21 protein-coding genes are annotated in these 26,393 nt (G+C 73.0%); 10 read left to right on the forward strand and 11 right to left on the reverse strand.

The annotated features are described in order from the left end of the window. Positions 1-52: 52 nt before the first annotated feature. Positions 53-2,890 carry an AfsR/SARP family transcriptional regulator gene (locus F9C41_RS27760; protein ID WP_196279988.1) on the forward strand — a complete coding sequence of 946 codons (2,838 nt, stop codon included), beginning with the start codon at positions 53-55 and terminating at the stop codon, positions 2,888-2,890. Here the strand turns inward: F9C41_RS27760 and F9C41_RS27765 are convergent. Both F9C41_RS27765 and F9C41_RS27770 read right to left on the reverse strand, forming a co-directional pair. Next, positions 2,874-4,034, reverse strand: coding sequence for an acetyl-CoA C-acyltransferase (locus F9C41_RS27765; RefSeq protein ID WP_155389796.1), 1,161 nt, complete (start codon positions 4,032-4,034; stop codon positions 2,874-2,876). The two genes, F9C41_RS27760 and F9C41_RS27765, sit on opposite strands and share 17 nt — an antisense overlap. A gap of 58 nt (positions 4,035-4,092) precedes the next feature. Beyond that, positions 4,093-4,551: a hypothetical protein gene (locus F9C41_RS27770; protein ID WP_155389797.1), complete on the reverse strand. Its 459-nt coding sequence runs from the start codon at positions 4,549-4,551 to the stop codon at positions 4,093-4,095. 57 nt (positions 4,552-4,608) lie between these two features. Between F9C41_RS27770 and F9C41_RS27775 the strand changes: the two genes are divergently transcribed. Beyond that, entirely contained in the window at positions 4,609-5,094 is a 486-nt protein-coding gene (locus F9C41_RS27775) for a glutathione peroxidase (RefSeq protein ID WP_155389798.1), read from the forward strand. Here F9C41_RS27775 and F9C41_RS27780 read toward each other — a convergent pair whose 3' ends face one another. Then, a complete protein-coding gene (locus F9C41_RS27780; RefSeq protein ID WP_155389799.1) occupies positions 5,095-6,174 on the reverse strand; it encodes a YihY/virulence factor BrkB family protein in 1,080 nt (359 codons plus the stop codon). A gap of 192 nt (positions 6,175-6,366) precedes the next feature. Here F9C41_RS27780 and F9C41_RS27785 point away from each other — a divergent pair, with 192 nt between their 5' ends. From F9C41_RS27785 to F9C41_RS27810, 6 genes are all read left to right on the forward strand, one after another. Continuing rightward, positions 6,367-8,469 carry a hypothetical protein gene (locus tag F9C41_RS27785; RefSeq protein WP_155389800.1) on the forward strand — a complete coding sequence of 701 codons (2,103 nt, stop codon included), beginning with the start codon at positions 6,367-6,369 and terminating at the stop codon, positions 8,467-8,469. A gap of 18 nt (positions 8,470-8,487) precedes the next feature. Then, complete coding sequence (locus tag F9C41_RS27790) at positions 8,488-9,579, forward strand: CaiB/BaiF CoA transferase family protein (RefSeq protein ID WP_155389801.1); 1,092 nt, start codon at positions 8,488-8,490, stop codon at positions 9,577-9,579. Positions 9,580-9,607: 28 nt separating this feature from the next. Further along, on the forward strand, positions 9,608-9,976 hold the full coding sequence (locus F9C41_RS27795; protein ID WP_155389802.1) for a PH domain-containing protein: 369 nt from the start codon (positions 9,608-9,610) through the stop codon (positions 9,974-9,976). 162 nt (positions 9,977-10,138) lie between these two features. Further along, positions 10,139-11,905, forward strand: coding sequence for a serine/threonine-protein kinase (locus F9C41_RS27800; RefSeq protein WP_155389803.1), 1,767 nt, complete (start codon positions 10,139-10,141; stop codon positions 11,903-11,905). An 82-nt stretch (positions 11,906-11,987) separates the two neighbouring features. Then, the gene (locus F9C41_RS27805) at positions 11,988-12,842 is read left to right on the forward strand and encodes an SMP-30/gluconolactonase/LRE family protein (RefSeq protein ID WP_155389804.1); all 855 of its coding nucleotides are present in this window, start codon (positions 11,988-11,990) and stop codon (positions 12,840-12,842) included. Between the two features lie 83 nt (positions 12,843-12,925). Continuing rightward, the gene (locus F9C41_RS27810) at positions 12,926-15,085 is read left to right on the forward strand and encodes a transglycosylase domain-containing protein (RefSeq protein WP_155389805.1); all 2,160 of its coding nucleotides are present in this window, start codon (positions 12,926-12,928) and stop codon (positions 15,083-15,085) included. 52 nt (positions 15,086-15,137) lie between these two features. On the opposite strand, the gene F9C41_RS27815 is transcribed toward F9C41_RS27810, so the two are convergent. The 3 genes from F9C41_RS27815 to F9C41_RS27825 all read right to left on the reverse strand — a co-directional run bounded on the left by F9C41_RS27815 (position 15,138) and on the right by F9C41_RS27825 (position 18,052). Continuing rightward, positions 15,138-16,310 carry a hypothetical protein gene (locus F9C41_RS27815; RefSeq protein WP_155389806.1) on the reverse strand — a complete coding sequence of 391 codons (1,173 nt, stop codon included), beginning with the start codon at positions 16,308-16,310 and terminating at the stop codon, positions 15,138-15,140. A 263-nt stretch (positions 16,311-16,573) separates the two neighbouring features. Then, positions 16,574-17,536, reverse strand: coding sequence for an asparaginase (locus F9C41_RS27820; protein ID WP_155389807.1), 963 nt, complete (start codon positions 17,534-17,536; stop codon positions 16,574-16,576). A gap of 15 nt (positions 17,537-17,551) precedes the next feature. Further along, entirely contained in the window at positions 17,552-18,052 is a 501-nt protein-coding gene (locus F9C41_RS27825; RefSeq protein ID WP_155389808.1) for a hypothetical protein, read from the reverse strand. Between the two features lie 150 nt (positions 18,053-18,202). Between F9C41_RS27825 and F9C41_RS27830 the strand changes: the two genes are divergently transcribed. Further along, on the forward strand, positions 18,203-18,652 hold the full coding sequence (locus tag F9C41_RS27830; RefSeq protein ID WP_155389809.1) for an NUDIX hydrolase: 450 nt from the start codon (positions 18,203-18,205) through the stop codon (positions 18,650-18,652). Here F9C41_RS27830 and F9C41_RS27835 read toward each other — a convergent pair. The 3 genes from F9C41_RS27835 to F9C41_RS27845 all read right to left on the reverse strand — a co-directional run bounded on the left by F9C41_RS27835 (position 18,613) and on the right by F9C41_RS27845 (position 23,290). Then, positions 18,613-19,230: a hypothetical protein gene (locus F9C41_RS27835; protein WP_155389810.1), complete on the reverse strand. Its 618-nt coding sequence runs from the start codon at positions 19,228-19,230 to the stop codon at positions 18,613-18,615. The genes F9C41_RS27830 and F9C41_RS27835 overlap by 40 nt on opposite strands. A gap of 325 nt (positions 19,231-19,555) precedes the next feature. After that, complete coding sequence (locus F9C41_RS27840; RefSeq protein WP_230690066.1) at positions 19,556-22,300, reverse strand: carbohydrate binding domain-containing protein; 2,745 nt, start codon at positions 22,298-22,300, stop codon at positions 19,556-19,558. 258 nt (positions 22,301-22,558) lie between these two features. After that, on the reverse strand, positions 22,559-23,290 hold the full coding sequence (locus F9C41_RS27845) for a Type 1 glutamine amidotransferase-like domain-containing protein (protein ID WP_407924738.1): 732 nt from the start codon (positions 23,288-23,290) through the stop codon (positions 22,559-22,561). Positions 23,291-23,517: 227 nt separating this feature from the next. On the opposite strand from F9C41_RS27845, the gene F9C41_RS27850 reads away from it, so the two are divergent. Continuing rightward, positions 23,518-23,862, forward strand: coding sequence for a DUF4190 domain-containing protein (locus tag F9C41_RS27850; protein WP_155389812.1), 345 nt, complete (start codon positions 23,518-23,520; stop codon positions 23,860-23,862). 47 nt (positions 23,863-23,909) lie between these two features. Here the strand turns inward: F9C41_RS27850 and F9C41_RS27855 are convergent, their stop codons facing one another. Both F9C41_RS27855 and F9C41_RS27860 read right to left on the reverse strand, forming a co-directional pair. After that, positions 23,910-25,538 carry an acyl-CoA dehydrogenase family protein gene (locus F9C41_RS27855; protein ID WP_155389813.1) on the reverse strand — a complete coding sequence of 543 codons (1,629 nt, stop codon included), beginning with the start codon at positions 25,536-25,538 and terminating at the stop codon, positions 23,910-23,912. A gap of 32 nt (positions 25,539-25,570) precedes the next feature. Then, entirely contained in the window at positions 25,571-26,236 is a 666-nt protein-coding gene (locus F9C41_RS27860; RefSeq protein WP_155389814.1) for a hypothetical protein, read from the reverse strand. Positions 26,237-26,393 lie beyond the last annotated feature (157 nt).

Raw genomic sequence — 26,393 nt, forward strand, 5'->3', positions numbered from 1 at the left:
CTTGACCGTCGACACGGCGGTCGGCGACCCTGTGCGGGACATGGGAACAAGCGTGATCACATTCGGCGTGCTGGGACCGCTGGCGGTGCATCGCGACGGGCAGCCGGTGGAGCTGCCGGCCGCGATGCTGCGCCGCCTGCTCGCCGTGCTGCTCAGCCGGGCCAACCAGCCGATCTCCGCGGACCGGCTGGCCGACACGCTGTGGGACGGCAGCCCGCCCGCGACCGCCCGCAAGACCCTGCAGGTGTACGTGCACCGCCTGCGCACGGCGCTGGGCGACCCGGCCCGGGTCGCCCACGGCCCGGGCGGTTACCGGATCACCGCCACCGCCGCCGAGCTGGACAGCCTCGCCCTCGCCGAGCTGCTCGGGCAGGCCCGGGCCGCGCGCCGCGCCGGGGACGACCCCGCCGCCGCGGACCTGTTCGCGCGGGCGCTGCGGCTGTGGCGCGCCGAGCCCTACGCCGACCTGCCCGCCGACGCGCTGCTGGCCGAGGAGGTGCAGCGGCTGTCGGAGGAACACCTGCGGGGCCGGGAGGAGAGCCTCGGCCTGCGACTGGACCTCGGCGGCCACGCCGAGGCGGGTGCCGAACTCGCCGCGCTGGCCGCCGCCCACCCGTACCGGGAGAGCCTGCTCGCGCTGCTGATGCTGGCCCTCTACCGGGCCGGCCGGCGGGCCGACGCGCTGGAGGTGTTCCGCGCCGCGCGTGCCCGGCTCACCGACGAGCTGGGCATCGACGCCGGAGCGGCGCTGCGCCGGCTGCACGCCGCGGTGCTGCGCGACGACGCCCGCCTGGAAGGGGTGCGGGTGTCCGAGATGTACACGCTCACCGACCCCGGCGGCGAGGCCGCCGGGGCGCCGCCACGCACGGTGCCGGCGCAGCTGCCCGCCGACACACCCGTGTTCAGCGGCCGGGCCGCCGAACTGCGCCGGCTCGCCGAGCTGCTGCCCGACGCCCAGACGACCGGCCTGACCACCGTGGTCATCTCCGCCATCTCGGGCACCGCCGGGGTCGGCAAGACGACGCTGGCGGTGCGCTGGGCACATCAGATCGCCGACCGGTTCCCGGACGGGCAGCTCTACCTCAACCTGCGTGGTTACGACTCCGTCGACACGGCCATGGGGACCGCCGAGGCGGTGCGCGGGTTCCTGGACGCGCTCGCGGTGCCGCCGCAGCGGATGCCGACGACCCTGGACGGCCAGCTCGGGCTGTACCGCAGCCTGCTCGCCGGCAAGCGGATGCTGGTGGTGCTGGACAACGTCCGCGACGCCGAGCACGTGCGCCCGCTGCTGCCCGGTTCGCCCGGCTGCCTGGTGCTGGTGACCAGCCGGCAGCAGCTGCCCGCGCTCGTCGTCACCGAGGGCGCCCGGCCGCTGACGCTGGGACTGCTCGACGCCGCGGAGGCGCGCGAGCTCCTGGGCCGCCGGATCGGCGCGCACCGGCTGGACGCGGAGCCGGACGCGGTCGACGAGATCGTGCGGGTCTGCGGCGGGCTCGCGCTCGCGCTGGCCGTGGTGGCGGCCAAGGCCGCGACCACCCCCGACGTCGCGCTGGGTGACCTGGCCGCGCAGCTGCACGCCGGGCAGGAGGGCCTCGACGCCCTCACCGGCTGGGACGCCGCGACGAACGTGCGGGCCGTCTTCGCCTGCTCCTACCGGGCTTTGCCGGATCCCGCCGCGCGGTTGTTCCGGCTGCTGGGGCTGCACACCGGCCCCGATCTCACGCCGGCCGCCGCGGCCAGTCTCGCCGCGATCCCGGTGGGGCAGGCCCGCGCGGCGCTCGACACGCTGGCCCAGGCACACCTGGTCACCGAGGTCCCGACCGGCCGGTTCGGCTTGCACGACCTGCTGAAGACCTACGCCGCGGAACTCGCCGCGGCCGAGGAGTCACGCACCGACCGGGACGCCGCCCGGCGCCGGCTGCTGGACCACTACCTGCACACGACGTTCGCCGCGGCGCGGCTGCTCTCCCCGCACCGCGACACGATCACGCTGGCCCCGATCGCGCCGGGCGCCCTGGTCGAACCGGTCGCCGACCACGCGGCCGCGCTCGCCTGGTTCACCGCCGAGCATCCGGTGCTGCTGGCCTGTATCCGCCAGGCCGGCGCGGGCGGGGTCGGCGGGTATGTCGGCCGGATCGCGTGGACGGTCGAGACCTTTCTGGACTATCAGGGCCGGTGGCACGACCTGACCGAGATCCACCGGTACGGGCTGGCCGACGCTCGGCAGGCCGGCGATCACGTCGCGCAGGCCGTGGCCCGCCGCGGGCTCGCGCTGGCGTTGACTCGGCAGAGCCGGCTCGACGAGGCACACGCACACTACGAGCACGCCCTGCGGCTGTACGGCGCCGTCGGCGACCAGCACGGGCAGGCGCACGTCCACCGCGGCATCGGCTGGGCGCTGGAGCGGGAGGGCCGCTGGCGCGAGGCGCTCGGCCACGCCGAGCAGGCCCTGGAACTGTTCCGCGCGGCGGGCCACCGCTACGGCGAGGCGCGGGCGCTCAACGCGGCAGGCTGGGATCACGCGCAGCTGGGCGAGTACCGGCACGCGCTCACCCGGTGCGGGGAGGCGCTGGCCATCCTGGAGGAACTCGGCGACCGCAACGGCCAAGCGGCCAGCTGGGACAGCCTGGGCAAGGCACACGACCGCCTCGGCGCGCACGACGAGGCAGACCGGTGCTTCCGGCAGGCGCTGGAGCTGGTCCGCCAGTCCGGCGACCGGTTCAACGAGGCCGGCGTGCTGGACCACATCGGCGACAGCCGGCTGGCCGCCGGGGATCCGGAACAGGCATGGCAGGCCTGGCAGCAGGCGGTCGACATCCTCGACGCGCTCGGCAATCCGGAGGCCGAGCGCGTCCGCGCGAAGCTGGCGTCGCCTACAGCAGCTCGATGATGGTGGCGTTGGCCATGCCGCCGCCCTCGCACATCGTCTGCAGCCCGTAGCGGATGCCGTTGTCGCGCATGTGGTGCAGCAGCGTGGTCATCAGCCGCGCGCCGCTGGCGCCCAGCGGGTGCCCGAGCGCGATCGCGCCACCGCGCGGGTTGAGCCGGGCCGGGTCGGCGCCGGTCTCGGCCAGCCAGGCCAGCGGCACCGGCGCGAACGCCTCGTTGACCTCGTACGCGCCGAGGTCGGCGATGGACAGCCCGGCCCGCTTGAGCGCCTTGGCGGTGGCGGGGATGGGCGCGGTGAGCATGATCACGGGATCGTCGGCGGCCACCACCGCGGTGTGGATGCAGGCGAGCGGGGTGAACCCGTGCTCGGCTGCCCACGCCGACGTGGTGACCGCGATCGCGGCCGCGCCGTCGGAGATCTGCGAGGCGGTGCCCGCGGTCACCACGCCGTCGGCCTTGAACGGGGTCGCCAGCTGGCCCAGCTTGTCCAGCGACGTCTCGCGCCGGATGCCCTCGTCGGCGTGCACGTCGCCGACCGGGGCGATCTCCGCGGCGAACAGGCCGCCGTCCGAGGCGGCCGCGGCCTTGTGGTGGCTGGCCAGCGCGTACTCGTCGAGCTGCGCCCGGCCGAAGCCCCAGCGTGCGGCGATCATCTCCGCGCCGACGCCCTGGTTGAACGGCACCGGGGCGTCCCCGGCGAAGCCCTCGACCCCCGCGTAGCGGGTGCGCACCTCGGGTCCGTACGGGAAGCCGAGTTCGCCGACCGACGAGCCCATCGGCACCCGGCTCATCGACTCCACGCCCGCCGCGACCACGAAGTCGGCCTGGCCGGACAGCACGGTCGCGGCGGCGAAGTGCACGGCCTGCTGGCTGGAGCCGCACTGGCGGTCCAGGGTGGTGCCGGGCACGGTCTCCGGCCAGCCGGCGGCGAGCACCGCGTTGCGGCCGATGTTCCACGACTGCTCGCCGGTCTGCGAGACGCAGCCGAGGATGACGTCGTCGACGTCGGCCGGGTCGAACCCGGTGCGGTCGCCGAGGTCCTGCAGGATCTGCCCGGCCAGGTCGACGGGGTGCACGCCGGACAGGCCGCCGTTGCGCCGGCCGACGGGGGTACGGACCGCTCCGATGATCACCGCATCACGCATGACAGCAGCCTACTGCGAAGTAACCTGAACGGTCACTCAGGTCCGGGGCGCTCCGTGCTCAGAACCGGGCCAGCCCCGCCACGAGCAGCGCGACCAGCACGCCGAGCGTGATCCACCGCGCCCGCGCGGACACCCGCGGATCGACCAGCACCGCGCCGAGCGCGTACGCGACCATGATGGCGATCACCCACAGCTGCGGCACGCCCAGGAAGAACCGTCCCACCAGGCCGAACACCAGCAGCAGGAACACCCCCGGCCCGGCCAGCGCGACCTGCCACGCCGGGCGCACCCGGGCCAGCCGCAGCAGCCCCCACAGCGACAGCGCCGCACCCAGCAGGCAGCCGAAGATGATGCCGAGCGCGTCGCCCAGGCACTCCATGCCGCCGACGCAGCCCTGCAGCTGGATCACCGCGTAGGCCAGGCCCATCCAGACTGCCAGGGACACGAAGGCGCACCCCGCGGCGCGGGCGGCGCGGGCCGCCGGACTCACGCCGGTGGCGGGCTCGATGCTCGTCATGACCGACATCGTGGCAGACCGGAGTGCCCGCGGGCACCAGCGCTATGGTTGGCCCCCATGAGCCTTTACGACGTACCGATCAAGACCCTGCAGGGCGCCGACGCCGACCTCTCCCAGTACCGCGGCAAGGCCGTGCTCGTCGTCAACGTCGCCTCCCGCTGCGGGCTGACCCCGCAGTACACCGGGCTGCAGAAGCTCGCCGAGGCCTACGGCGACCAGGGGCTGATCGTGCTCGGCGTGCCGTGCAACCAGTTCGCCGGGCAGGAGCCGGGCAGCGCCGAGGAGATCGCCGAGTTCTGTGACGTCAACTACGGCGTCACCTTCCCGCTGACGGAGAAGATCGACGTCAACGGCCCCGCCCGGCACCCGCTGTACGACCTGCTCACGCAGACCGCCGACGCCGACGGCGAGGCGGGCGACGTCAAGTGGAACTTCGAGAAGTTCGTGGTCGACCGGTCCGGCGCGGTCGTCGCCCGGCTGCGCCCGCAGGTCACCCCGGAGTCGCCCGAACTGGTCGGGACCGTCGAGCGCGCCCTGGCCTGATCACGACCGGCCCTCGTCGGGCCGTACCTCCTCGTCCGCCGGCGGCGTCTCCACCTCGGTCGGCGGCGCCGCTTCCGGCGCGGGCAGCCCGTTGCGGGGCTCCTGCCTGGGCACGTCGCGCAGGGGAAGGTACGGCTCGGCGTCGGGCGGCATGCCCGCCGCGATGGCCCGCGCCCGGCCCAGCTCGGCGTCGAACTTCGCGCCGAGCAGCACCGCGACGTTGGTCAGCCAGAGCCACACCAGGAACACGATGACGCCGCCGAGCGCGCCGTAGGTCCGGTTGTACGAGTCGAAGGTCGCGATGTAGTAGGCGAAGCCGCCCGACACCGTGATCCAGGTGCCCATCGCCACCATGGTGCCCGGTGTGATCCATCGGAACCCGCCCAGCCGGGCGTTCGGCGCGGCCCAGTAGAGCAGCGCCAGCAGCAGGTTTATCACCACCACCAGGATCGGCCACTTCACCACGTCGAGCACCTTCACGGTGGTGTCCTCGACGCCGAACGCGCGCCCCACGCTGGTGGCCACCCGGCCGCTGAGCACCACCGCCAGGGCGCTCGCGGCCAGCGACACACCGGTCACCGCGGTGACGAACAGCTGCACCGGGACCGTCTTCCACAGCGGACGGCCCTCCGGCACGTCGTAGATCACGTTCGCGGCGCGCATGAACCCGCCGATGTAGCTGGTGGCCGACCAGAACGCGATGGCCAGACCGACCGCCAGGGCCACTCCCGCCGCCCGCTGGTCGTAACGCAGGTTGTCGATGATCTCCAGCACCGCGTGCCGGGCCGGCGGCGGCGTCAGCTCGCTGAGGTTCTCCGCGACCGCGTCGCTGGTCGGGCGCCCGAACAGGCCCACCCCGGCGACCAGCACCAGCATGCCCGGCAGGATCGACGTGACGCTGTAGTAGGTCAGCGCCGCGGCCCGGTCCGCCAGCTCGTCGTTGAGCAACTCCACGACGGTGCGCCGGGTCACCCCCAGCCAGGCCCGGAAACCCAGCTCCGACGGCCGCTCCGGGCCACGGCTCAGGATGTGGAGCAGCCGCTCCCGGTGTGCCCGGCCCGGTTCCCTCGTACGCGCCACCGCTGCCTCCGCCACCGAGCGATCGATACCCCCGTATGACATCAGAGGCAGCGGCGCGCGACAAGCACGGCACGGGTACGGCGTCGTCTGTGGATCACGCACGCGGACCGCGCCCGGCACGTATTATCAGGTCACCCCCGGTGACGGCAGTGCACGTCAGTGTGCTGCGGCAAGTACGACGGGGGTAGGGCGATGGGCTGGAAGTACCACTCACCACCGGGATGGCCGGAGCCTCCGGAGGACTGGACTCCTCCTGCGGGCTGGCGGCCCGACCCCGCCTGGCCGCCTGCGCCCGACGACTGGCAGTTCTGGGTCAGCGACGGGGCCGACGACCCCACGCTGATGTTCGAGTTGCCCGACGACGGGCCGTTCACCAGCCTCGACGAACTCATCGGCAATCCGACGCCGGACCGCGACCGGCCCCTGGCCGGGGCGCCGCTGTCCGACCCGGTGCCCGACGCGGTGCCGGCCTGGTCGGCCGGGGACGCGGTCGCCGAACCCGCCGCGACCGACGTGGACCCGGCATCGCAGCCGGAGCCTGCCCTGGTCACCGCGATGGAGGCGACCGATCCGGCGACGGCCGCGCAGCCGCCGCCGGTGGCCGCCGCGCCGGCGGCCACCGCACCGGACCCCGCACCGGCCCTGGCCGCACAGACCGCCATGGCGATGGACGCGGCCGCGGCCCCGGACGCGGTGTGGTCCGACGAGCGGCCGCGGCCCGCCTGGCCGGTCGATCCCGCGATGTCGGCGGAGCCCGCCTGGATCACCGAGCCTGCGCCCGAACCTGCCCTGTCCGACGAGCCGCCGCCGGCCTGGACCGACGAGCGGGCCGCACCGGCCTGGGCCGCCGAACCCGCGATGTCGGCCGAGCCGGCCTGGGCGCAGCCGGCCGAGGGCGACGGCGCGAGCCCGGCCGGCGATCCGCTCGTGGCAGCGGCGCTCGCCGCCGCGACGGCCGAGGCCGCAGCACCGGCGGTCGTCGAAACGCCCGCGGAACCCGAGTTCGCCGACGTCTCCACGAACCTGGTGCCCGAACCGGTGGCAGGGTCGGCGCCGGCCGAGCCGGCGCCGGTGGCGGCGTGGGCGCGACCCGAGCCCGAACCGACGGAGACGTGGGCACGACCCGAGCCCGAACCGGTGACGACGTGGGCGCGACCTGCGCCCGAACCCGCGGCGGCGGCCCCGATCGCAGGACTCGAGCTGCAACCGGCGACCGCCTCGGCCGGCGACCCCGGCCCGCCCGCGCCCGAACCCGTCGTCACCGCGCCGCTGACCTCGGGCATCGCGTGGCCGTCGCCGATCGAGACGGCAGCTCCGGAGGATCCCGCACCGGCTGTCGGCATGCCGAGCGCAGGTATGCCGCCCGCGGGTATGCCGACCGCAGGGGTGCCGGTCATGGCGTTCGCCGCCGAGCCGTCGGCAGACCCGGCCATGCCGTCGGCCGACCCGGCCTTGGTGTCTCCCGATCCGGCCGGGCTGTCGCCCGACGCCGCGCACGTGCCCGCCCATGCGGCGGCCCACGTGCCCGCGCACGCCGCACCGCCGGCACGCCGGCCGTGGTGGGTCTGGGGGCTGGCCGGCGCGGCCGGGCTGATGCTGTGCGCCGTGGTGGGCGTGGGCGGATTCCTCGCCGTGCGCTGGGGAGACGGCTCGCCGGCCGCGGTCGCCGACCCGAGCGCGACCGCGGTCGGCGCCCCGCCCGGTGCGGAGCCGACGCGCGAGGCGCAGGGCCGGCCGATCCCGACCCCGAGCCGGCGGGCCACCGAGGCCCTGCCCCAGGACCAGGTGTTCGAGGGTGTCGGGCCGCAGGTGGTGCCAGTGGAGCTGGGCAGCACCTTCCACACCGTCGCGCTCACCTACGCCGGCACGGGCCCGTTCGTGGTGCGCACCGTCAAGGCCGACGGCCAGGAGATCCAGACCCTGGTCAGCGCCGCGGAGAGCTATGAGGGCGTACGCCCGCTGGACCTCGGCGAGATCCGGCCCGACGCGGTGAGCATCCAGGCCGACGGCGGCTGGCGCATGGTGGTGCGGCCGCTGGCGTCCGCGCAGACGTTCAGCGGCACCGCGTCCGGGGTGGGCGCGGACGTGCTGCTGATCCCGCGCACCGCGGCCGAGTCGGTCAAGGTCGCGTTCGACCACCGCGGCACCGGCAAGTTCACCGTGCAGGCGATCGGTTCGGACAGCGCCACGCTCATCAACCAGGAGGGCGACTTCACCGGGGAGACCATGCTGCCCCGCGGCACGGTCGTGGTCGTGATCGACACCAACGGGGTGTGGACCTTCAGCCGCGAGTGACTGCGTACCATCACCGCCATGGGTCCGCTGGACGGCTTGAAGGTGCTCGAGGTCGGCGGCATCGGCCCAGGTCCGTTCTGCGGCATGTACCTGGCCGACCTGGGCGCGGACGTGGTGCGGGTGGACCGGCCGGGCGGCGGCGTCACCGCCGTGGACCCGCGGTTCGACCTGCTGCAGCGCGGCAAGCGCGCGGTCGCCGTCGACCTGAAGGACCCGGACGGCGTCGCCCTGCTGCTGCGCCTGGTCGACCGGGCCGACGTGCTGATCGAGGGCTTCCGGCCGGGCGTCGCCGAGCGCCTGGGCTTCGGGCCCGACGTGTGCCTGCACCGCCGCCCGCAACTGGTGTACGGCCGAATCACCGGCTGGGGCCAGGACGGGCCGCGGGCCCGCACCGCCGGGCACGACCTCACCTATGTCGCGGTCACCGGCGCGCTGCACGCGATCGGCCGGGCCGGCGGGCCGCCGCAGATCCCGCTCAACCTGCTCGGCGACTTCGCGGGCGGCGCGATGTACCTGGTGTCGGGCGTGCTCGCCGCGCTGTGGCGGGTGCGCGGCGGCGGGCCGGGCCAGGTCGTCGACGCGGCCATCGTGGACGGCGCGGCGCACCTGATGGCGATGCAGTGGGGCATGTACACGGGCGGCACCTGGCTCGACGAGCGCGGCGTGAACCTGTTCGACGGCGGCACGCCCTTCTACGACGTGTACGCCACCGCCGACGGCCGCCACGTCGCGGTGGCCGCGCTGGAGCCGCAGTTCTTCGCCGTGCTGCTGGCCCGGCTGGACCTGCCCGCCGACACCCCGCAGTACGACCGGGCGGGCTGGCCCGAGCTGCGCGAACTGCTGGCGCAGCGGTTCGCGGCACAGCCGCAGTCGCACTGGGCACAGCTGTTCGCCGACACCGACGGGTGCGTGGCCCCGGTGCTGTCGATGGCGCAGGCCCCGACCGATCCGCAGCTGGCCGCGCGGGGCACCTACCTGGTGCGCGACGGGGTCACCCAGCCCGCGCCCGCGCCCCGCTTCTCCGGCACCCCGGCCGAGCTGGACCGGCCCCCGGCGCAGCCGGGCGAGCACACCGCAGAGGTCCTTGCCGACTGGTGCGGGCAGGAGTGAGCTTGCGGTGCGCGGTTAGCGTCGGGGCATGACGACGAACATCGTGTACGACCGCAAGGAGCAGCTCCAGCAGATCCAGAGCGGCCTGCTGCCCGGCGAGCAGGTGATCGCCGTGTACGACGCCATCGGGGCCGGCACGGGTTTCATCGGGCTCACCGACCGCCGCGTGATCATTCAGGACAAGTCCTTTGTGGGCAAGAAGACGGCCATCACCAGCATCCCCTATACGAAGATCACCAGCGTGAGCGTGGTCAGCAACAAGTCCTGGGCCGGGCAGTTCTTCTCCACCGGCGCCATCGCCATCAACGTCGGCACGCACGTGTACGAGATGGAGTTCCGCGGTGACGAGAAGTCACACCATGTCCACGATCTGATCCTGCACCGCATCACGAGCTGAGCAACCTCCCGGCCCCCGTCGCGCGTCAGGTGACGCGGCAGGGTTACGGCGACGGCCGGTAAATGGCAGGATGTCGCGTGACTCAGCGGGGACCGTCCGTAAGGCCGCGGCGCAGCATGCCGCGGCCTCGACGGGCATCGAGAACGGGAGATCGAGTCCATCATGGTCGGCGCCGACGCTTCGCGGCCGCTGCGGCCCACAGACCCACGTGAGCTGGGCGGCTACACGCTGCTTGGACGCCTGGGCGAGGGCGGCATGGGCAGTGTCTATCTGGCCCGCGATCCGAAGGACAGCCTCGTCGCGGTCAAGGTGATCCGGGCCGACCTGGCCGGGGAGCCCGAGTTCCGGCAGCGTTTCCGCAGCGAGGTGGAGCGGGCCAAGCAGGTGCCGCCGTTCTGCACCGCGGAGGTGCTCGACGCCGACCCCGACCACGACTCCCCCTACCTGGTGGTCGAGTACGTGGACGGCCCCAGCCTGTCCCACGTGGTGCAGCAGCGCGGCCCGCTGACCCCGGCCAACCTGCACGGCCTGGCCATCGGCGTGGCGACCGCGCTGACCGCGATCCACGGCGCGGGCGTCATCCACCGCGACCTCAAGCCCAGCAACGTGCTGCTGGCGCCGGGCACGCCGAAGGTCATCGACTTCGGCATCGCCCGCGCGGTCGAGGGGCAGCCCGGCAACACCCGCACCGACCAGCTCATCGGCACGGTGGCGTACATGGCCCCGGAGCGCCTGGACACCAAGGCGCGCAAGGCGCTGACCCCGGCGGCGGACGTGTTCGCCTGGGGCGCGGTGGTCGCGTTCGCGGGCACGGGCAGGATCACCTTCGCCGCCGACTCGATGCCCGCGGTCGCGGTGCGCATCATGACCGCCGAACCCGACCTCGACGGCCTGACCGGGCCGCTGCGCGAGCTGGTCGAGGCGGCCCTGGCCAAGGACCCCGCCGACCGGCCGACCGCCCGCGACCTGCTGGACCGACTGCTCACCCGCGGGCCGGACCGGGCGCTGAGCTCCGGCGAGCTGCCCCGGCAGGCCGCGGCGGCGGCCGAGGCCGGCAGTAAGTTCGCCGTGGTCGACGCCGATCCGACCAGCCTGCGGCCGGAGTCCGCCACGCCGCGGCTGCGCGACTCCCGCTGGGCCAAGCCGGCCGCCGCCGGGCTCGGCGCGACCACGCTGCTGCTGGGTGGCCTCACGGTGGCCCTGCTCACCGGCGCGCTGCCGGCCGGGTTCGCGGCGGCCCCGTCGCCGACCGCCTCGCCCAGCATCTCCCCCACGCCGTCGCCGAGCCCGAGCGCGAGCGCGCCCCCGTCGCCGACCCCGTCCGTCTCGCTGTCTCCCTCCGCCTCACCTCAACCGTCGCGCCCCACGCCCTACCGGGTCGAGAAGCTGAACAAGGCGGTCAGCTGGCCGGAGCGCGCGGACGACGCCGACGGCGCCACCTGCCGTTACGACAATCAGTCGTTCCTGGTGACCACGCAGAAGGACTGGAGCTACCAGTGCAGCGGTCCGGACGACAACCGGGACGACTTCCGGGTCGAGGTGGAGGTGGCCCTGGTGGACGAGGGGGCCTGCGCCGGGATCTGGTTCCGCTACCGCGCCCTGCGCGGCTATGAGCTGCGGGTGTGTCGGGAAAAGGTCCGCATGGTGCGCCACGGCGACGGCGACCCGGACACCGGCCGGACGCTGATGGACTTCCCGCCGCTGGAGAAGCCCCTGGTGCTGGGCAAGTTCACCAAGGTGACGATCGCCGGCGCCGGGTCGCAGTTCCGCGTGTACGTGGGCACCAAGGAGCTCACCCGCGTGCCGGTGGAGAACGCGCAGTTCGGGGAGGGCCGCGTCATCCTGGGCGTGTCCACCGAGGGCAAGGTGGGCGTCGCGCCGTGGCGGGTGCGATTCCGTAACATCTCGTTGTGGCAGAGCGCCTTCTGAGCCGGCCCGCCCGGTTTATGGTGAAGCGGGTGGGCGGCGTGGGCGGCGGGTGAGCCTGTGAAGCAGGCCGAGAGGTGACCCGATGTCGGACGTGGAGGTCTTCGACTCCCGGCGCTGTGAGCTGGGTGAGGGACCGCTGTACGCGCACCGCGACGGCCGGGTCTGGTGGGTCGACATCCTCGGCAGCCGGGTGCTGTGGCGCTCCGCGGACGGCGCGGAGTCCGGCGAGCTGAGCACCTCGGCGCACGTCGGCGCGGCGGTGCCGGTGTGCGACGGCGGCTTCGTGGCCTGCCTGCCGCAGGGCCCGGTGCGCCTGCTGCCCGGCGGCGGCGAGCAGCGGCTGCCCGGCTATCCCGGTGACACCGACGGGCTGCGCTCCAACGACGCCAAGGCCGACCCGGCCGGGCGGCTGTGGCTGGGCACCATGGCCTACGACGAGCGGCCCGGCGCGGGCGCGCTCTACCGCCTCGACCCGGGCGCGGCGGCGCTGACGACCGTGTTCACCGGGCTGACCATCAGCAACGGGCTGGGCTGGTCGCCCGACGGCGCGACGATGTACCACATCGACACCCCGACCGGCCGGATCGACGCCTACGACTACGACCTGGACACCGGGCAGCCGGGGGCGCGGCGCACGCTCACCCGGGTCGACGAGGGCCATCCCGACGGCATGTGCGTCGACGCCGAGGGTGGGGTGTGGGTGGCGCTGTGGGCCGGGGGCGCGGTGCGCCGCTACACCCCGGACGGGCGGCTGGACCGGGTGGTCGCCCTGCCGACCCCGCTGGTGACCAGCTGTGTGTTCGCCGGACCGCGGCTGGACACGCTGGTGATCACGACGGCGGCGGTGGGCCGGCCCGACGATCCGCACGCCGGTCTGGTCTACGCCCATCAGCCGGTGGACGTGGTGGGGCGGCCCACGGACTGCTTTCGCGGCTGAGCTTTCTCCACACGGGACCGATCCGCATAAGCATTAGTGAATCTTCCTCACTTCGGTATGCTGAGCTGCCTATATTCGTGGCTATGGTGCAGCGGTTAATCAGCGCTTTCGGCCGGTACAGCGGGATGCTCCGCGCCGGTGTCCTGGGTGGGGTCGTGCTTGCCCTCGCCTCGCTACCGCTGGCCGTACCTGCGGGCATCGGAGCCATGAAGGGCGCGGCCATCTTGCAGAACATGCCGACCGAGCTCAAGGATCATCAGGTCGGCCAGACGACGTACGTCTACGCCAACGACGGCAAGTCGTTGATCACGATGTTCTACGACGAGCATCGCAAGTTCGTGCCGCTGGGGTCGCTGAACCCGAACATCGTCAACGCGGTGATCGCCGCCGAGGACGCCCGGTTCTACTCCCACATGGGCGTCGACTTCCAGTCCATCGCCCGCGCCTTCGTGGCCAACCGCCAGCAGGGCGAGGTCTCCCAGGGCGCCTCGACGCTGACCATGCAGTACGTCCGGATGGCGCTGCGCGACAGCGCCGAGACCGCGCAGGAGGCCGTCGCGGCCACCGAGCAGACCCCGCAGCGCAAGCTGACCGAGATCCGGCTCGCGATCAAGCTGGAAGGCCAGTGGACCAAGGATCAGATCATGGAGGGCTACCTCAACATGGCCTACTTCGGCCATCGGGCGTACGGGATCTACGCCGCCTCCCAGATCTTCTTCTCCAAGGAGCCCAAGGACCTGACCCTGGTCCAGGCCGCGACGCTGGCCGGCCTGGTCAAGGCGCCATCGTCGTTCGACCCGGCGAACCAGACCGGCCCGGCCCTGGACCGGCGCAACTACGTGATCCGCCGGATGGCCGAACTCAACTTCATCACCGCGGACCAGGCCAACAAGGCGACCGCCGAGCCGATCAAGCTGAAGCTCAGCAGCCCGCCCCGCGACTGCGGGTCGGTGCCCGCGGCCAACCGCGACTGGGGCTTCTTCTGCGACTTCTTCAAGAACTGGTGGATGCAGCAGCCCGCATTCGGGCCCAACCCGGTGGCCCGGCTCGACAAGCTGCGCACCGGCGGCTACAAGGTGGTGACCAGCCTCGACCCGAAGCTGCAGGAATACTCGATGAAGGACCTGCTGAGCCGTTCCAAGACCGACATGCGGCTGGCGTACGGCAACGTGGTGGTCCAGCCCGGCACCGGCCGCGTCCTGGTCATGTCGGTCAACCGGGTCTACTCGATGGACCAGAGCAAGAACGGCCCGAACTCCGACCCGATCAAGCGGTCGTTCAACGTCAAGGGCAGCTACCCGAACACGGTCGCGCCGCTGCTGGGCGGCGGTGACATCCCGGGTTACCAGGCCGGTTCGACGTTCAAGATGTTCACCATGGTCGCCGCGCTGGACTCGGGCATGAAGATGTCCAAGTCGTTCTACGCGCCGCACCGCTACACCTCGATTTACGTGGTGGAGCCCGGCGGGCCGGCCGCCTGCGGCAACCGCTGGTGCCCGTCGAATGCCAGCGGCAGCATGACCGGCAAGCACAACATCTACACCGGCTTCGGCAAGTCCGTGAACACCTACTTCGTGCAACTGGAGCAGGCCGTGGGCTCGGACAAGGCGGTCCGCATGGCCGAGAAGATGGGCCTGGTCTGGCACACCGACGTGGACCGGCTGCACGCCTCGCCCAAGCACGCCGACAAGTGGGGCGCGTTCACGCTCGGCGTCGCCGACACGACCCCGCTGGAGATGGCCAACGCGTACGCGACCGTCGCCGCCGAGGGCATGTACTGCAAGCCCAGCCCGGTGCTGTCCATCAAGACGCCGCAGGGCGCCGACTTCACCACGACCGTCGACGGCAAGCAGGTCGAGGCCGCCGCCCCGCAGTGCAACCGCGCGTTCAGCCAGGACGTCGCCCGTGCCGCCACCGACGCTGCGCGCTGCGTCACCGGGTACAAGGCCGCTCGCGGCAGCTGCGGCGACTGGTCCACCGGTTCCCGCGTGTACCCCATGATGGAGCGCCCGATCGCGGGCAAGACGGGCACCACCGACGACACCCGGGCCGCCTGGTTCGTCGGGTTCACACCCGAACTGGCCGCGGCGAGCTTCATCGCCGACCCCGACTACGTCAAGAACGTGGCCGGCGACGGCAACTACAACATGCCGCTGGACGCGGTGACGAACTCGCTGAAGTTCGCCCTGAAGGACAAGCCGGTGCGCGACTTCAACCCGCCCTCCAGCGACATCCTCAACTAGGCCCGCCCGGTCCGCCGCCCCACCCGCCGCACGGGTGGGGCGGCGGGGCGTCTCAGGACGGCACGGAGCGCTGCTCCGGCACCCGCCAGTCGCTCATCCAGGACTGCTCCAGCGCGAGCGCGTGGCACAGCGACTCGGCGGTCCACTGCTCGTACGGCGCGGGCACGGAGACGGCGTCGGTGCGCAACCGGCGGCAGGCGGCGTCGAACAGCCGCTGATCGCCCCGCCCGGCAACGCCTTCGAGCAGCCGCCGCGCCTTCACCAGCTCCTCCACCAGGGCCCGCTCAACCTGCCCGGCCAGCAGCGGCGGCTTGGCGTCGACGTCGACCCGGCGGCCCAGCATGGCGGCCACGGTCGCCGCGAGGATCAGCAGCACCGCGAGCCGGAACACCACGGCCAGGACGTCCTGCAGGCCGCCGGAGGCCAGCGCCGCCGGGCGGGCCCAGCCGAGGACGTCGGCGAGCCCGAGCAGCGGCACCATGTCCACCAGCTGCCAGATGTAGTCGGCCACGGCGGCGACCACGACGTCCAGCGCGGGCAGCACGTCGGGGTTGGGCACCCGGCCGCCCAGCTCCACGTTCGTGGGCACCGCCGCCGGGGCGTACACGCTCAGCCAGCCGGCCCGCCACGCGCCGACGGTGAGCACCGCGGCCAGCGCGCTCACCCCGGTCAGCCGGGGCACCACCGCGCGCAGCTCACGGCTGCGCGCCCAGCGGTGGGCCCAGCGCACCCGGTCGGCGTGCGGGGCGATGCGGCGCGGGCGCACCAGGCGCAGCAGCCGCCGGTGCATCGGATCGCCCAGCCACGACGGCAGGTCCAGCGCGGCGGGTTCGTGCTCGAAACGGACCGGCGGCCGCCGCCAGGACCAGTACTCCCGGGCCACCGCCGCCTGCCGGCTCGCCTCGCTGCGCCGGCGCAGCCCGCGGGCGACCCGCACCAGCAGCGCGACCAGGAACGCGGCCGCCGCGACGAACAGCACCGGTCCCGGCACGCCCGGCAGCACCGCCGACGCCGCGACGACGGCCACGGCCAGCACCGCCCCGGCTGCCCACACCACCAGGCGGAGCAGCATCGACAGCCCGACCCACAGCCACATCGCGCCGGGGAACGGCAGCACGCCGTCGCGTTCCCGCCGCGGCAGCCGTTCTGTCCGCACCGCCAGCTCGTTGACTCTGGTGAAGTCCGGCTGCAGACGCGTCGTCCCGCCGACGGTCCTGACGTCCATGGCGCTCCCCAGCTCTCGCGCGCACGGCGCGGTAACGGCATTCAAGCCGCACACTAGGGCAAATCCCCGCCATTGACAGTCAACTGTCTTACACCTGGACGGACTGGATGTGCGACACGGTCGTCCGGCCGGGTGAGAGACGTCGTTCGTGCAGGTGAGGGCATCGCCCAGCCGGGCGACGACCCGGCCCGGCGGCAGAGTCACCCGAGTGGGTGACACCGTCGGGGGCACGCTCCGCGCGGACACCCCACCGCGGCCACCGTTCAGAGGCGGGCGAACCAGTCCCGCACGGCGTCCACGCCGTATCCGTCGCCGAGCGCGGCCATCAGCGCGACGCGGGCCTTCTCCGCCCGCAGGCCGCGAGCCGGGATCGCGCCGAGCCGCTCGGCCATGCCCACGTCGCGCGGCAGCTCGCCCGGCGTGGCCGGGTGGTGGGTGCGGGAGGCGACCACCACGGGGACGTCGCCGTCGATCAGGTCGCTGATCGCGGCGAACAGGCTCGCCGGGACGTTGCCCTGGCCGGTGCCCTCCAGCACGACCCCCTGCACGCCGCGGTCGGCCAGCCCGCCGAGCAGCTCGGGATCCATGCCGGGATGGGTCTTGAACAGCGCGACGTCCCACTCCGGCTCACCGCCGCCGAACGGCGGGCGCGGCGGCGGCGCGGCCAGCCGCTCCACCCGGCCGTGCACGACGCGGGCGAGCGGACCGTACGGCGCCGAGCTGAACCCGGCCGGGCCGGACGCGTCCGTCAGGGCGACCCAGCGTGCGGCGTGCAGCTCGCCGCCCGCGCAGACGACCGCGCCCAGGCCCCGCACCGCCGGGTCGGCCGCGGCGGTGAGCGCCGCGGCGAGGTTGGCCGGGCCGTCACTGTCCTGGTCGTCCAGCGCCCGCGCCGCGCCGGTCAGCACGATCGCGGCCCGCTCGGCGGCCGGGCCCGCCATCAGGTCCACCAGGTAGGCGGTCTCCTCGACCGTGTCGACCCCGTGCGTGAGCACCACGCCGTCGTAGTCCCCCGCCGCCTGCCGCACGCGGCGGCCCAGCGCCAGCATGGTGGTCGGCGAGATGTCCCAACCCGGCTCGGAGGTCACGTCCACGACGGTGACCCGCGCGCCGACCGGGCCTGCCACGGCGAGCAGTTCCGCGCCCGACGCGACGGACTCGCGCCCGGCGCGCCGCCGGTACGCGATGGTGTCCTTGGTGGCCAGCAGCAGGACCCGGCTGCCCATCTGAACTCTCCGTCCTCAGGCCGGCGGGTGCAGCGCCGCCGGCAGCGTGACGCGGCCGCCCAGGGCCAGGAACACCCGCAGCACGCCGTATCCGGCCAGCGCCACCAGGCCGAGGCGGGCGATGGTGAGCACCACGTGCCCGAGCGCGTCGATCGTCTCCGGGAACGTGTCGACCCAGCCGAGGCCGCCCAGTCCGATCAGGAAGGTGACGCCGCCGAAGACGATCGCCGCGGCGTACTCGATCAGCGCGACCAGCGCGAAGATCTTCGAACCGGCCAGCTGCGGGGCCACATGCGTGGCGATCAGGACGGCCACCAGCGGGAACGCCATGAGCAACAGGTCGAGGAAGCCAGCCGACTGCGAGCGGGAGATCAGGGTCGTGTTCTCCGCCGGCAGGATCCAGCGCAGGAACTGGAAGCCGAGGTAGAGCGCGACGTAACCGAGCAGCGCGAGCGTGAACAGCAGCCGCAGCGGCTTGAGGCTCTGGTCGGCCGAGGTGGTGACGGGGGTGGTCATGGCGGCATCCTAGACGCGCCGTCCGCACCGGACAAAAGATCCACCCGGCCGTGCGGGCGGCCGGAAGCGGCGTCGCGGGCTCGGATCCCGAGCCGCACATGATCGGCGCGCCGCTTGACGGCGATCGTACAGGCGTTCGAGAATGCGCAGGTGAAGCACAGGGCGCAGGCGATCGTCGCGGTACACCTGATCCTCCGGCGCGGCGACGACGTGCTGCTGGGTCTGCGGCTCAACACGGGCTGGTCCGACGGGTGCTGGCACCTGCCGGCCGGGCATCTCGAGGCGGGCGAGTCCCCGCTGGACGCGCTGGTGCGCGAGTCGGCCGAAGAGCTCGGCCTCACCGTCGACCCGGCGCACGCCGAGCTGGTGCACCTGCTGCACTACCACGAGTCGCCGCCGCGGCTGAACCTGTTCTTCCAGGTCCGCCAGTGGTCCGGCAGCCCGGTCAACACCGAGCCGGACAGGTGCGCCGACCTGCACTGGTTCTCGCTGCGCAAGCTGCCCACGCCGCTGGTCGGCTACGCGGGCGCGGCGCTGGCCCGGCTGCGGGACGGCACGTCCTACAGCGAGTGGGCCGAGGCCGGGTCGGCCGCCCGGTAGGCCAGGTGCCGCAGCCCGCGCCGCACCTGCACCCGCGAGCCGAAGCGCAGGTCGGCGAGCCAGTCCGGCGTGCTCTCGCCGCGCTGCCAGGCGTAGTTCGCCAGTGCGTACGCGTACAGCGGCAGGGTCATGCCGGACCGGCGGCGCGAGCACCGCACCGCCACCCGGGAGCCGAACACGCCGAGCCCGAAGTAGACGGTGACCAGGTCGGCGAGGCGCTCAGCGTCGGGCTGGTCCGGCTTGATCCGCCCGTCGCCGACGAGCAGCACGTGTCCGAGCTCGTGCGCGATCGTCGCCACCAGCGGCACCGGGTCGGCGGCGTGGCCGAACGCCACCGCGATCACCGGGTGGCCCTCGCGCAGCCGCAGGTGCCCGTCCGGCACCTCCCGCGAGTGCAGCTCCAGTTCGACTCGCACGGGGTCGACGCCCATCCGCAGGCAGATCGCGTCGAGCAGGGTGCGCGCGTCCTGCACGCCACCGGAGTATCCGGCGGGCACCAGGTCCGCCGGGCGCACCGGCGGCAGTTCCAGCGGCCCGCGGCCGAACTCGCCCACGAGCCACGTCAGGGACGACGCCACCCAGGCGTCCTCCTCGGGACTGACGGGACACCGGGGACCGAACCAACGCATGATCCGCATTGTGCGACGCCGACGCCACTGTGAGCTAGTGCCTTGCGCGCAGTCGTCCGGGTCCGGCGCTCGCCGGCCGACGTTCGTCCTGGTCAGCGTGGGTCTGCCGCGGTCGGCAATCCGACCGTACAGTTTGCGCGCCCGAGCCGCGCCGGGTCCCGGACGCCCGCGTACCGCGCGCTGCGGCGGTGCCGGGACGCCGGCAGGCGGGGCGGGTACGTGAAGAAGGGCGCCTTCACCTCGCGCGGCGAGGTGAAGACGCCCTTCCTTCGGACTAGTGCAGGTACGTGGTGTCGGTGCCGATCTTGCCGGGGGCGGGGTTGTTGGGCAGGGAGAGGACGTAGACGCGCAGGTTGGCCTTGCCGGAGGCGGTGGCGGTCAGGGTGCCGTTGGCGACGGTGGTCGAGGCGCCGGTGACGGCGTCGGTGTAGACGCCGTTGGGGATGCCGGTGAAGGTGGCGCTGCCGGAGACGGCGACCAGCGCGAAGCTGTCCACCGAGCCGCTGGTGTAGCGGCGCTTGTAGGCCAGCTGGCCGGTCACGCCCTCGGTCGAGTACTGGCCCATCTGCAGCGCGGGCACGGCCCGGCGGATCTGGTTGAGCCGCTGCAGGTGCTTGACCAGCGGCTTGTTCAGGGTCGTGGCGACCGCGCCGGAGGCCGAGGAGACCACGCCGAAGTCGGGGGCGGTGACGCTGCCCTCGACATTGGCGCCGTAGTAGGCCCGGCCGGTGTTCGCCAGCGGGCAGCTGGGCCCGCAGTCGATCTGCTTGCCGGCCTGGAACTCGATCTCCGAGCCGTAGTACAGCGTGGGCACGCCGCGGAACGTCCACATCAGCGACATGTTCTCGGCCCACGCGTCGGTGCCCCCGGCGTAGCGGGTGCTGGACTTGTTCGGGCCGTAGTCGTGCGAGTCGACGTACACCACGTTGTAGGTGGCGTCGTTGACGCTGTCGTCGCTGTCCTTGCCGTTGTTGAAGGCGTTGGGCGCGTCCCCGAAGTTCATGTGCATGCGCATGTCGATGATGTTCATGCCGGAGAACTGCGTGTGGTCGGGCGCGTGGTAGACGTTGCCCTGCAGGAACGCGTTGGTGCTGGTGGGCTGGTTGCCGGTGCCGAGGTTGTTCTCGTAGTCGAACTGCTCGATCGCGGCTGTGACGTCGTTCGCGCTGTAGGTGGCCCGCTCCTTCCAGGTGAAGAACTGGGCGGAGTGGTTGACCGAGCCGCGGTTCCACTTGTCGTTGACGAATGCGGCGACCTCGCCGAAGACGTAGAACTCCTTGGCCTTGGCCGCGCCGTACTTGCTGATCAGCTTGGACTCCAGGGCGGGCAGGAAGCGGCGGTTCCAGGTGACGCGCGGGATGTGCACCGCGGTGTCGATGCGGAACCCGTCCACCCCCATGTCGATGAACCGGTTGTACGCGTCGATCAGGTACTGCTGCACCGCCGGGTTCTCGGTGTTGAAGTCGGCCAGGTCCTCGTGCAGCCAGCAACTGCGCGCGTCCTCGCCCTCCCAGTTGCCGATCCAGCACTGGTGGTACAGGTTGCTCGGGAACATGCCGCTGGTCGGGCTCGGCCACTGGCAGTTGTAGACCTTGTAGCCCTCTGCGCTGTAGAAGCCACTGAAGGTGCCCCAGTTGCGGCAGGTGTTGCCGGCCGGCTCGGGCGTCGACCACAGGTCGCCGGTGTAGTAGCTCTTGCCCGAACCCGGCTCCACCGACAGTCCGTCATAGGTGAACGACGGGTTGGGCACGTCGTAGTACCAGCTCCACTGGCTGTCGCGCACGCCGTACACGGTCGGCGTGAACAGGCCCTCGGCGCCCCAGCGGGAGCTGTGGTTGTAGACCACGTCCTGGTAGATCTTCAGGCCCTTGGCGTGCGCGGTGTCGACGAGGTTCTGGTAGCTCGCGCCGGGCGACTCCAGCCGCGCGTCGATGCGGAAGAAGTCGTAGCCGTGGTAGCCGTGGTAGTCGTAGTCGGACCGGTTGAGCACCACCGGCGTGATCCAGACGGCGGAGAAGCCCAGGCCCTTGATGTAGTCGAGCTTCTGGATCAGCCCGGAGAAGTCGCCGCGGAACATCGGGTCGCCGTTGGCGGCGTTGCCGGACTTGGTGTGCTGGCTGCCGCCGCGGTTGTTGGCGTTGTCGCCGTCGAAGAAGCGGGCGGTCATCACGAAGTAAATGGCGTCCTTGCGCGGGTCGCCGCCGAGCATGGTCCCGGTCGTGGTGGGCGGCGGGGTGCTCGGTGAGGGCGACGGCGTCGGTGAGGCCGGCGGCGAGTTGGACGGCGACGGTGACGGCGAGGTGGTGGCGCAGGGATCGCCGGCGCCCTTCACGCCGCCGGACACGGTCACGTTGCCGGTGCCCAGGCTGTAGTTGGCCCCGTTGTTGTTGTCCCAGGTGCCGGAGCCGTTGTTGAACACCACCTGCAACCCGGTCGCCGTGCCCAGGCTGATGGTCTTCTTGCGCCACCCGGTGCACGCGGCGTCCATCGCCGCCCCCGGCACCGCCGTCCACGACCCGCCGTTGGGCGCGTAGTGGATGTTCACCGTGGTCCAGGCCGCATTCGGTTGGTAGAACACGGTCACGGTGTTGCCCGCCGACGAGGGTGTGGGTGACGGCGAGGCGGTGGCGCACGGGTCGCCGGTGCCCTTCACTCCGCCGGACACGGTCACGTTGCCGGTGCCCAGGCTGTAGTTGGCCCCGTTGTTGTTGTCCCAGGTGCCGGAGCCGTTGTTGAACACCACCTGCAACCCGGTCGCCGTGCCCAGGTCGATGGTCTTCTTGCGCCACCCGGTGCACGCGGCGTCCATCGCCACGCCCGGCACGGTCGTCCACGCCCCGCCGGTCGGCGCGTAGTGGATGTTGACGGTCGTCCAGGCAGCGTTCGGCCGGTAGAACACGGTGACGGTGTTGGCGGCCGACGCGGGCAGCGTCAGCACGGGTACCAGGCTCGCGACGAGACCGGTCAGGGCGAGCAGCATTGCTCCCCACCGGGCGCGAGCACGACGTCGAGCGCTCACGACAGCTCCTCACACGGGGCCGTGCGGCATCGACGGAGGCCGGTTCATCCAGAATGGATGCGGATCCCGTTCTTGCGCAAGGCGATTGAAAGTTTCTGAAAGCTAGCAACAGATTTCGGGCATGTAAAGACCCGCACTCATCTATGGCATGCGCCTGACCCGCCGCCCCTGCTCCAGAGGCGGCCTGAAATTCCTTTCAACACCCGGCGGGTACGCCGCACCGCGCGCTCGCGCGCAGACCGCTTCCCCGGACCGCGGTCAGGACAGCAGTCGCGCTCCCAGCGGGCGCTCGCTCACCACGCCCGCGGCGTCGACCTCGACCCGGTACGCGTCCGCGCCTTCGGCGCTGGTGACGGCTTCGGCCAGCGCCGTGCCGACGTAGTGCAGACCGGTGCCGTCGTCGGTGGCGAATCCCGCGGGCAGCAGGCCGCTGCCGACGTACTCGTGGAACCGGGCACGGCGGGGCTGGTCGGGGAAGTCGTGGTGCACCCCGTTGCTGTACGGCAGGAACGCCAGCGCGTCGGTGACCGGGTCCAGGTCGTCGGAGAACGAGTCGGTGCTGCCGCCCACGTGCCAGCAGATGCTGCCCGCGCTGCCGCCGCCGAGCACCACGCCAGCCTCCCACGCCTCGCGCATGACCGCGTCGAGCCGGTGCGCCCGCCACACGGCCAGCAGGTTCACCACGCTGCCGCCGCCGACCCAGATCAGGTCCTGCGCCAGCAGGTGCGCCCGCACGTCGGCGTGGTTGGGCTGCGGGAACAGCCGCAGGTGGGTGACCGTGTGCTCGGTGTCGCCGAAGGCCTGGCCGAACGCGGCGATCGCGGCCGGGTCGTCGCCCACGGCCGTCGGCACGTAGCAGATCCTGGCCCGGCGCACCCCGGTCAGCGAGACCGCGTGCTCCATCAGCAGGCTCCGCTTGCGCGGCGCGGCACCCGGCAGCGGGCGCAGCAGCCCGGACGCGGCGAAGATCTGCGGCGGACGACCCATCAACTGATCATGTCACACCCCGCGGGACGCGCCGACCGTGCAACCTCCCGCTCACGCCAGCACCCCGCTCCACCACCGTCCAAACCCGACCTAAAAAAGGAAGGGCACCTTCTTGACGCTCTGCGTGGAAGAAGGGCGCCTTGTTAACGCCGATCGGCCGTCGTGCTGCTGGGACGGCCGGTGGCGTGGGTGGCTTAGCCTGCACGGCAGAAGGTTCGAGGAGGGCCACCATGACCGACGAGCAGCCGCAGACCCCGCCACCGCAGCAGCCGCCGTACCCGTACCCGTACGGCCACTACCCGCCGCAGCCGCCGTACAACGTCTACGCGATCCTGTCGCTGGCGCTGGGCATCCTGGTCTTCCCACCGCTGGGCATCTACTTCGGCAGCAAGGCCAAGCAGCAGATCGCCGCCACCGGCGAGCGCGGCATCGAGCTGGCCAACGCCGGCTTCGTCGTCGGCTGGGTGCTGACCGGCCTGCTGGCGGCCTTCTTCGTGCTGTGGTGCGTCCTGGCCGCCACGATGTTCGGCACCTTCGGCCTGTTCAGCGTCGCCACGGTCGGCGCCACGTCCTGACGGGCGGCCCGCAGCGGCCGCGCGCCGGCTCCCTCGACACCGAGTGGTCAGGCCGGGGGCACCCGGTCCAGGATCGCGGCCAGGTCGAGGCCCGGCGGCAGGGTGCCGAAGGCCAGGCCGCGGTCGCCGGCCAGCCGCGAGGCGCAGAACGCGTCGGCCACCGCGGCCGGCACGTGCCGGACCAGCAGCGAACCCTGCAGCACCAGCGCCATCCGCTCGACGATGCGCCGGGCGCGCAGCTCGGCGTCGGCGGTGTCGGCCAGCTCCTTGCGCAGCTCCTGCCAGGCCTGATCGAGCCGGGTGTCGCCGCCCAGACCCGCCGCGACCTCCTGCTCGTACGCGGCGAGGCTCTGCGGTTCGCGGGTCAGCGCGCGCAGCACGTCGAGGGCGTTGACATTGCCGGAGCCCTCCCAGATGCCGTTGAGCGGCGCCTCCCGGTACAGGCGCGGCATCCCGGAGTCCTCGGTGTAGCCGTTGCCGCCCAGGCATTCCAGGGCCTCGGCGACCATCGCCGGCTGCCGCTTGCACACCCAGTACTTCGCCAGCGCGGTGCCCAGCCGGGCGAACTCCCGCTCGCCGCGGTCGCCGCGCGCGGCCCGGTCGACCGCGCCCGCCACCCGCATCACCAGCGTCGTCGCGGCCTCCGACTCGATCGCCAGGTCGGCCAGCACGTTGCGCATCAGCGGCTTGTCCAGCAGCGGGCCGCCGAAGGCGTGGCGGTGCCGGGCGTGGTGCACGGCCTGCATGAGCGCGGCCCGCATGCCCGCCGCGGAACCGAGGCTGGAGTCGAGCCGGGTCAGCGACACCATCTCGAGGATGACGGCCACTCCCCTGCCCTGCTCGCCGACGAGCCAGGCCACGGTGTCGTCGAACTCGGGTTCGCTGCTGGCGTTGCTGCGGTTGCCGAGCTTGTCCTTGAGCCGCTGGATGCGGAAGGTGTTGCGGACGCCGTCGGGCAGCACCCGCGGCACCAGGAAGCAGGACAGGCCGCCGGGCGCCTGGGCCAGCACGAGGAACAGGTCGTTCATGGGCGCGCTGGTGAACCATTTGTGCCCGCGCAGCAGCCAGCTGCCGTCCCCCGCGGGGGTGGCCGTGGTGGTGTTGGTCCGCACGTCCGAGCCGCCCTGCTTCTCGGTCATGCCCATCCCCGCGAGCAGGCCGCCCTTGGTCTGCGGGGCGCGCAGGCCCGGGTCGTACACCCGGCCGGTCAGCAGCGGCTCGAAGCGCGCGGCCAGGTCGGGCTGGGCGCGCAGCGCGGGCACGGCGGCATACGTCATCGAGATCGGGCAGGTGTGGCCCTGCTCGACGACGCTCCAGACGAGCAGCCCGGCGGCGCGGGCCACGTGCGCGCCCGGCCGCGGATCGGCCCACGGCCCACCGGCCAACCCTTCGGTGACGGCGACCCGCATCAGCTCATGCCACGACGGGTGGAAGTCGACCTCGTCCACGCGGTTGCCGTACCGGTCGTGGGTGCGCAGCACGGGGGTGTGCCGGTTGGCCTCGTCGCCCCAGCGCTGGGCCTGCTCGGTGCCCGCGAGCCGGCCGAGCCGGTGCAGGTCGTCGAGGTGCCAGGGCGCGCCCTCGCGGGCCACCGCGGCCAGCAGCGCCGGGTCGGCGGCGACGTCGTGCCCGGTCAGCGGCGGCACCTGGTTGAAGACCTCGTGGGTGGCGGCCATCCCCACATCCTGCCCTACCGGCTGAACGAGCGTTAGCCCTCCGGGAGCGCCGCCGTGGCGGCTGGTCCACTCTGCTCGGGTGCCGTCGTCACGGCCTCGCCGCCCGCCGCGGCCGCCGCCCGGCCCGGGCCGCGCACCAGCCGCACCCAGCCGGCCAGGTTTCCCAGCGCCACCAGCACGAGCGCCAGCAGCGCGAACCCGAACCCGCCCTGGTCCTGCACGAAGTCCCCGACGTCCTTGCCGGCCGGCAGCGGCCCGGTGAGCTGCTCGCGCAGCCGCTCCTCCACCAGCACCCGCACGGTGGCCTGGTTGACCAGCAGGAACAGTGCCGCGATCGCGGCGAGCGCGGCCACCACGCCGCGGCGGGTGCGGGCCCGGCCGACCCCGATCGCGATGAGCACCCCGACCACGAGCAGCACCAGCACCCCACCCGCCAGCGGCTGCGGGGCGAGCACGTCGCTGCGCCGCTGCTCGGGCGGCAGCAGCTTGTCCGCGGTCACGTCGGGCGTGCCGCCGGTGGCCAGGTCCCAGCCGGTGTAGGTCGTCGTGCCGCCCGGCGCGGCCCGGCCGTAGCCGCCGGGCGCGTCGCAGGACACGGTCAGGAACGGGGCCGCGAACAGCAGGCCCGCCAGCACCAGCCCGGCCGGGCTGAGCAGCCGGGAGAACCGGCGCACCGATCGACGCTCGTCGTCTGCCATTCGCGACAGCGTAGGCCGCTCCGCCCCTCCCGTCACCCCCACACCACCCACTCCTCCCGCCGTGCCGCCGTGCCGCCGTGCCGCCGTGTGCAGTTTCGGGGGGGGGGGGGGCGAAAGCCCCGGCCCGGCGCCACCAGGACCCCCAAAGCAGCGCGGC

This window comes from Catellatospora paridis (assembly GCF_009720365.1).
Taxonomy (GTDB): domain Bacteria; phylum Actinomycetota; class Actinomycetes; order Mycobacteriales; family Micromonosporaceae; genus Catellatospora; species Catellatospora paridis.

Bases quoted from the DNA above. Each gene is read 5' to 3' on its own strand.
- F9C41_RS27765 (WP_155389796.1), bottom strand. From the start codon at position 4,034: ATGCGTGATGCGGTGATCATCGGAGCGGTCCGTACCCCCGTCGGCCGG.
- F9C41_RS27770 (WP_155389797.1), bottom strand. From the start codon at position 4,551: ATGACGAGCATCGAGCCCGCCACCGGCGTGAGTCCGGCGGCCCGCGCC.
- F9C41_RS27775 (WP_155389798.1), top strand. From the start codon at position 4,609: ATGAGCCTTTACGACGTACCGATCAAGACCCTGCAGGGCGCCGACGCC.
- F9C41_RS27785 (WP_155389800.1), top strand. From the start codon at position 6,367: ATGGGCTGGAAGTACCACTCACCACCGGGATGGCCGGAGCCTCCGGAG.
- F9C41_RS27790 (WP_155389801.1), top strand. From the start codon at position 8,488: ATGGGTCCGCTGGACGGCTTGAAGGTGCTCGAGGTCGGCGGCATCGGC.
- F9C41_RS27795 (WP_155389802.1), top strand. From the start codon at position 9,608: ATGACGACGAACATCGTGTACGACCGCAAGGAGCAGCTCCAGCAGATC.
- F9C41_RS27800 (WP_155389803.1), top strand. From the start codon at position 10,139: ATGGTCGGCGCCGACGCTTCGCGGCCGCTGCGGCCCACAGACCCACGT.
- F9C41_RS27805 (WP_155389804.1), top strand. From the start codon at position 11,988: ATGTCGGACGTGGAGGTCTTCGACTCCCGGCGCTGTGAGCTGGGTGAG.
- F9C41_RS27810 (WP_155389805.1), top strand. From the start codon at position 12,926: ATGGTGCAGCGGTTAATCAGCGCTTTCGGCCGGTACAGCGGGATGCTC.
- F9C41_RS27815 (WP_155389806.1), bottom strand. From the start codon at position 16,310: ATGGACGTCAGGACCGTCGGCGGGACGACGCGTCTGCAGCCGGACTTC.
- F9C41_RS27820 (WP_155389807.1), bottom strand. From the start codon at position 17,536: ATGGGCAGCCGGGTCCTGCTGCTGGCCACCAAGGACACCATCGCGTAC.
- F9C41_RS27825 (WP_155389808.1), bottom strand. From the start codon at position 18,052: ATGACCACCCCCGTCACCACCTCGGCCGACCAGAGCCTCAAGCCGCTG.
- F9C41_RS27850 (WP_155389812.1), top strand. From the start codon at position 23,518: ATGACCGACGAGCAGCCGCAGACCCCGCCACCGCAGCAGCCGCCGTAC.
- F9C41_RS27855 (WP_155389813.1), bottom strand. From the start codon at position 25,538: ATGGCCGCCACCCACGAGGTCTTCAACCAGGTGCCGCCGCTGACCGGG.
- F9C41_RS27860 (WP_155389814.1), bottom strand. From the start codon at position 26,236: ATGGCAGACGACGAGCGTCGATCGGTGCGCCGGTTCTCCCGGCTGCTC.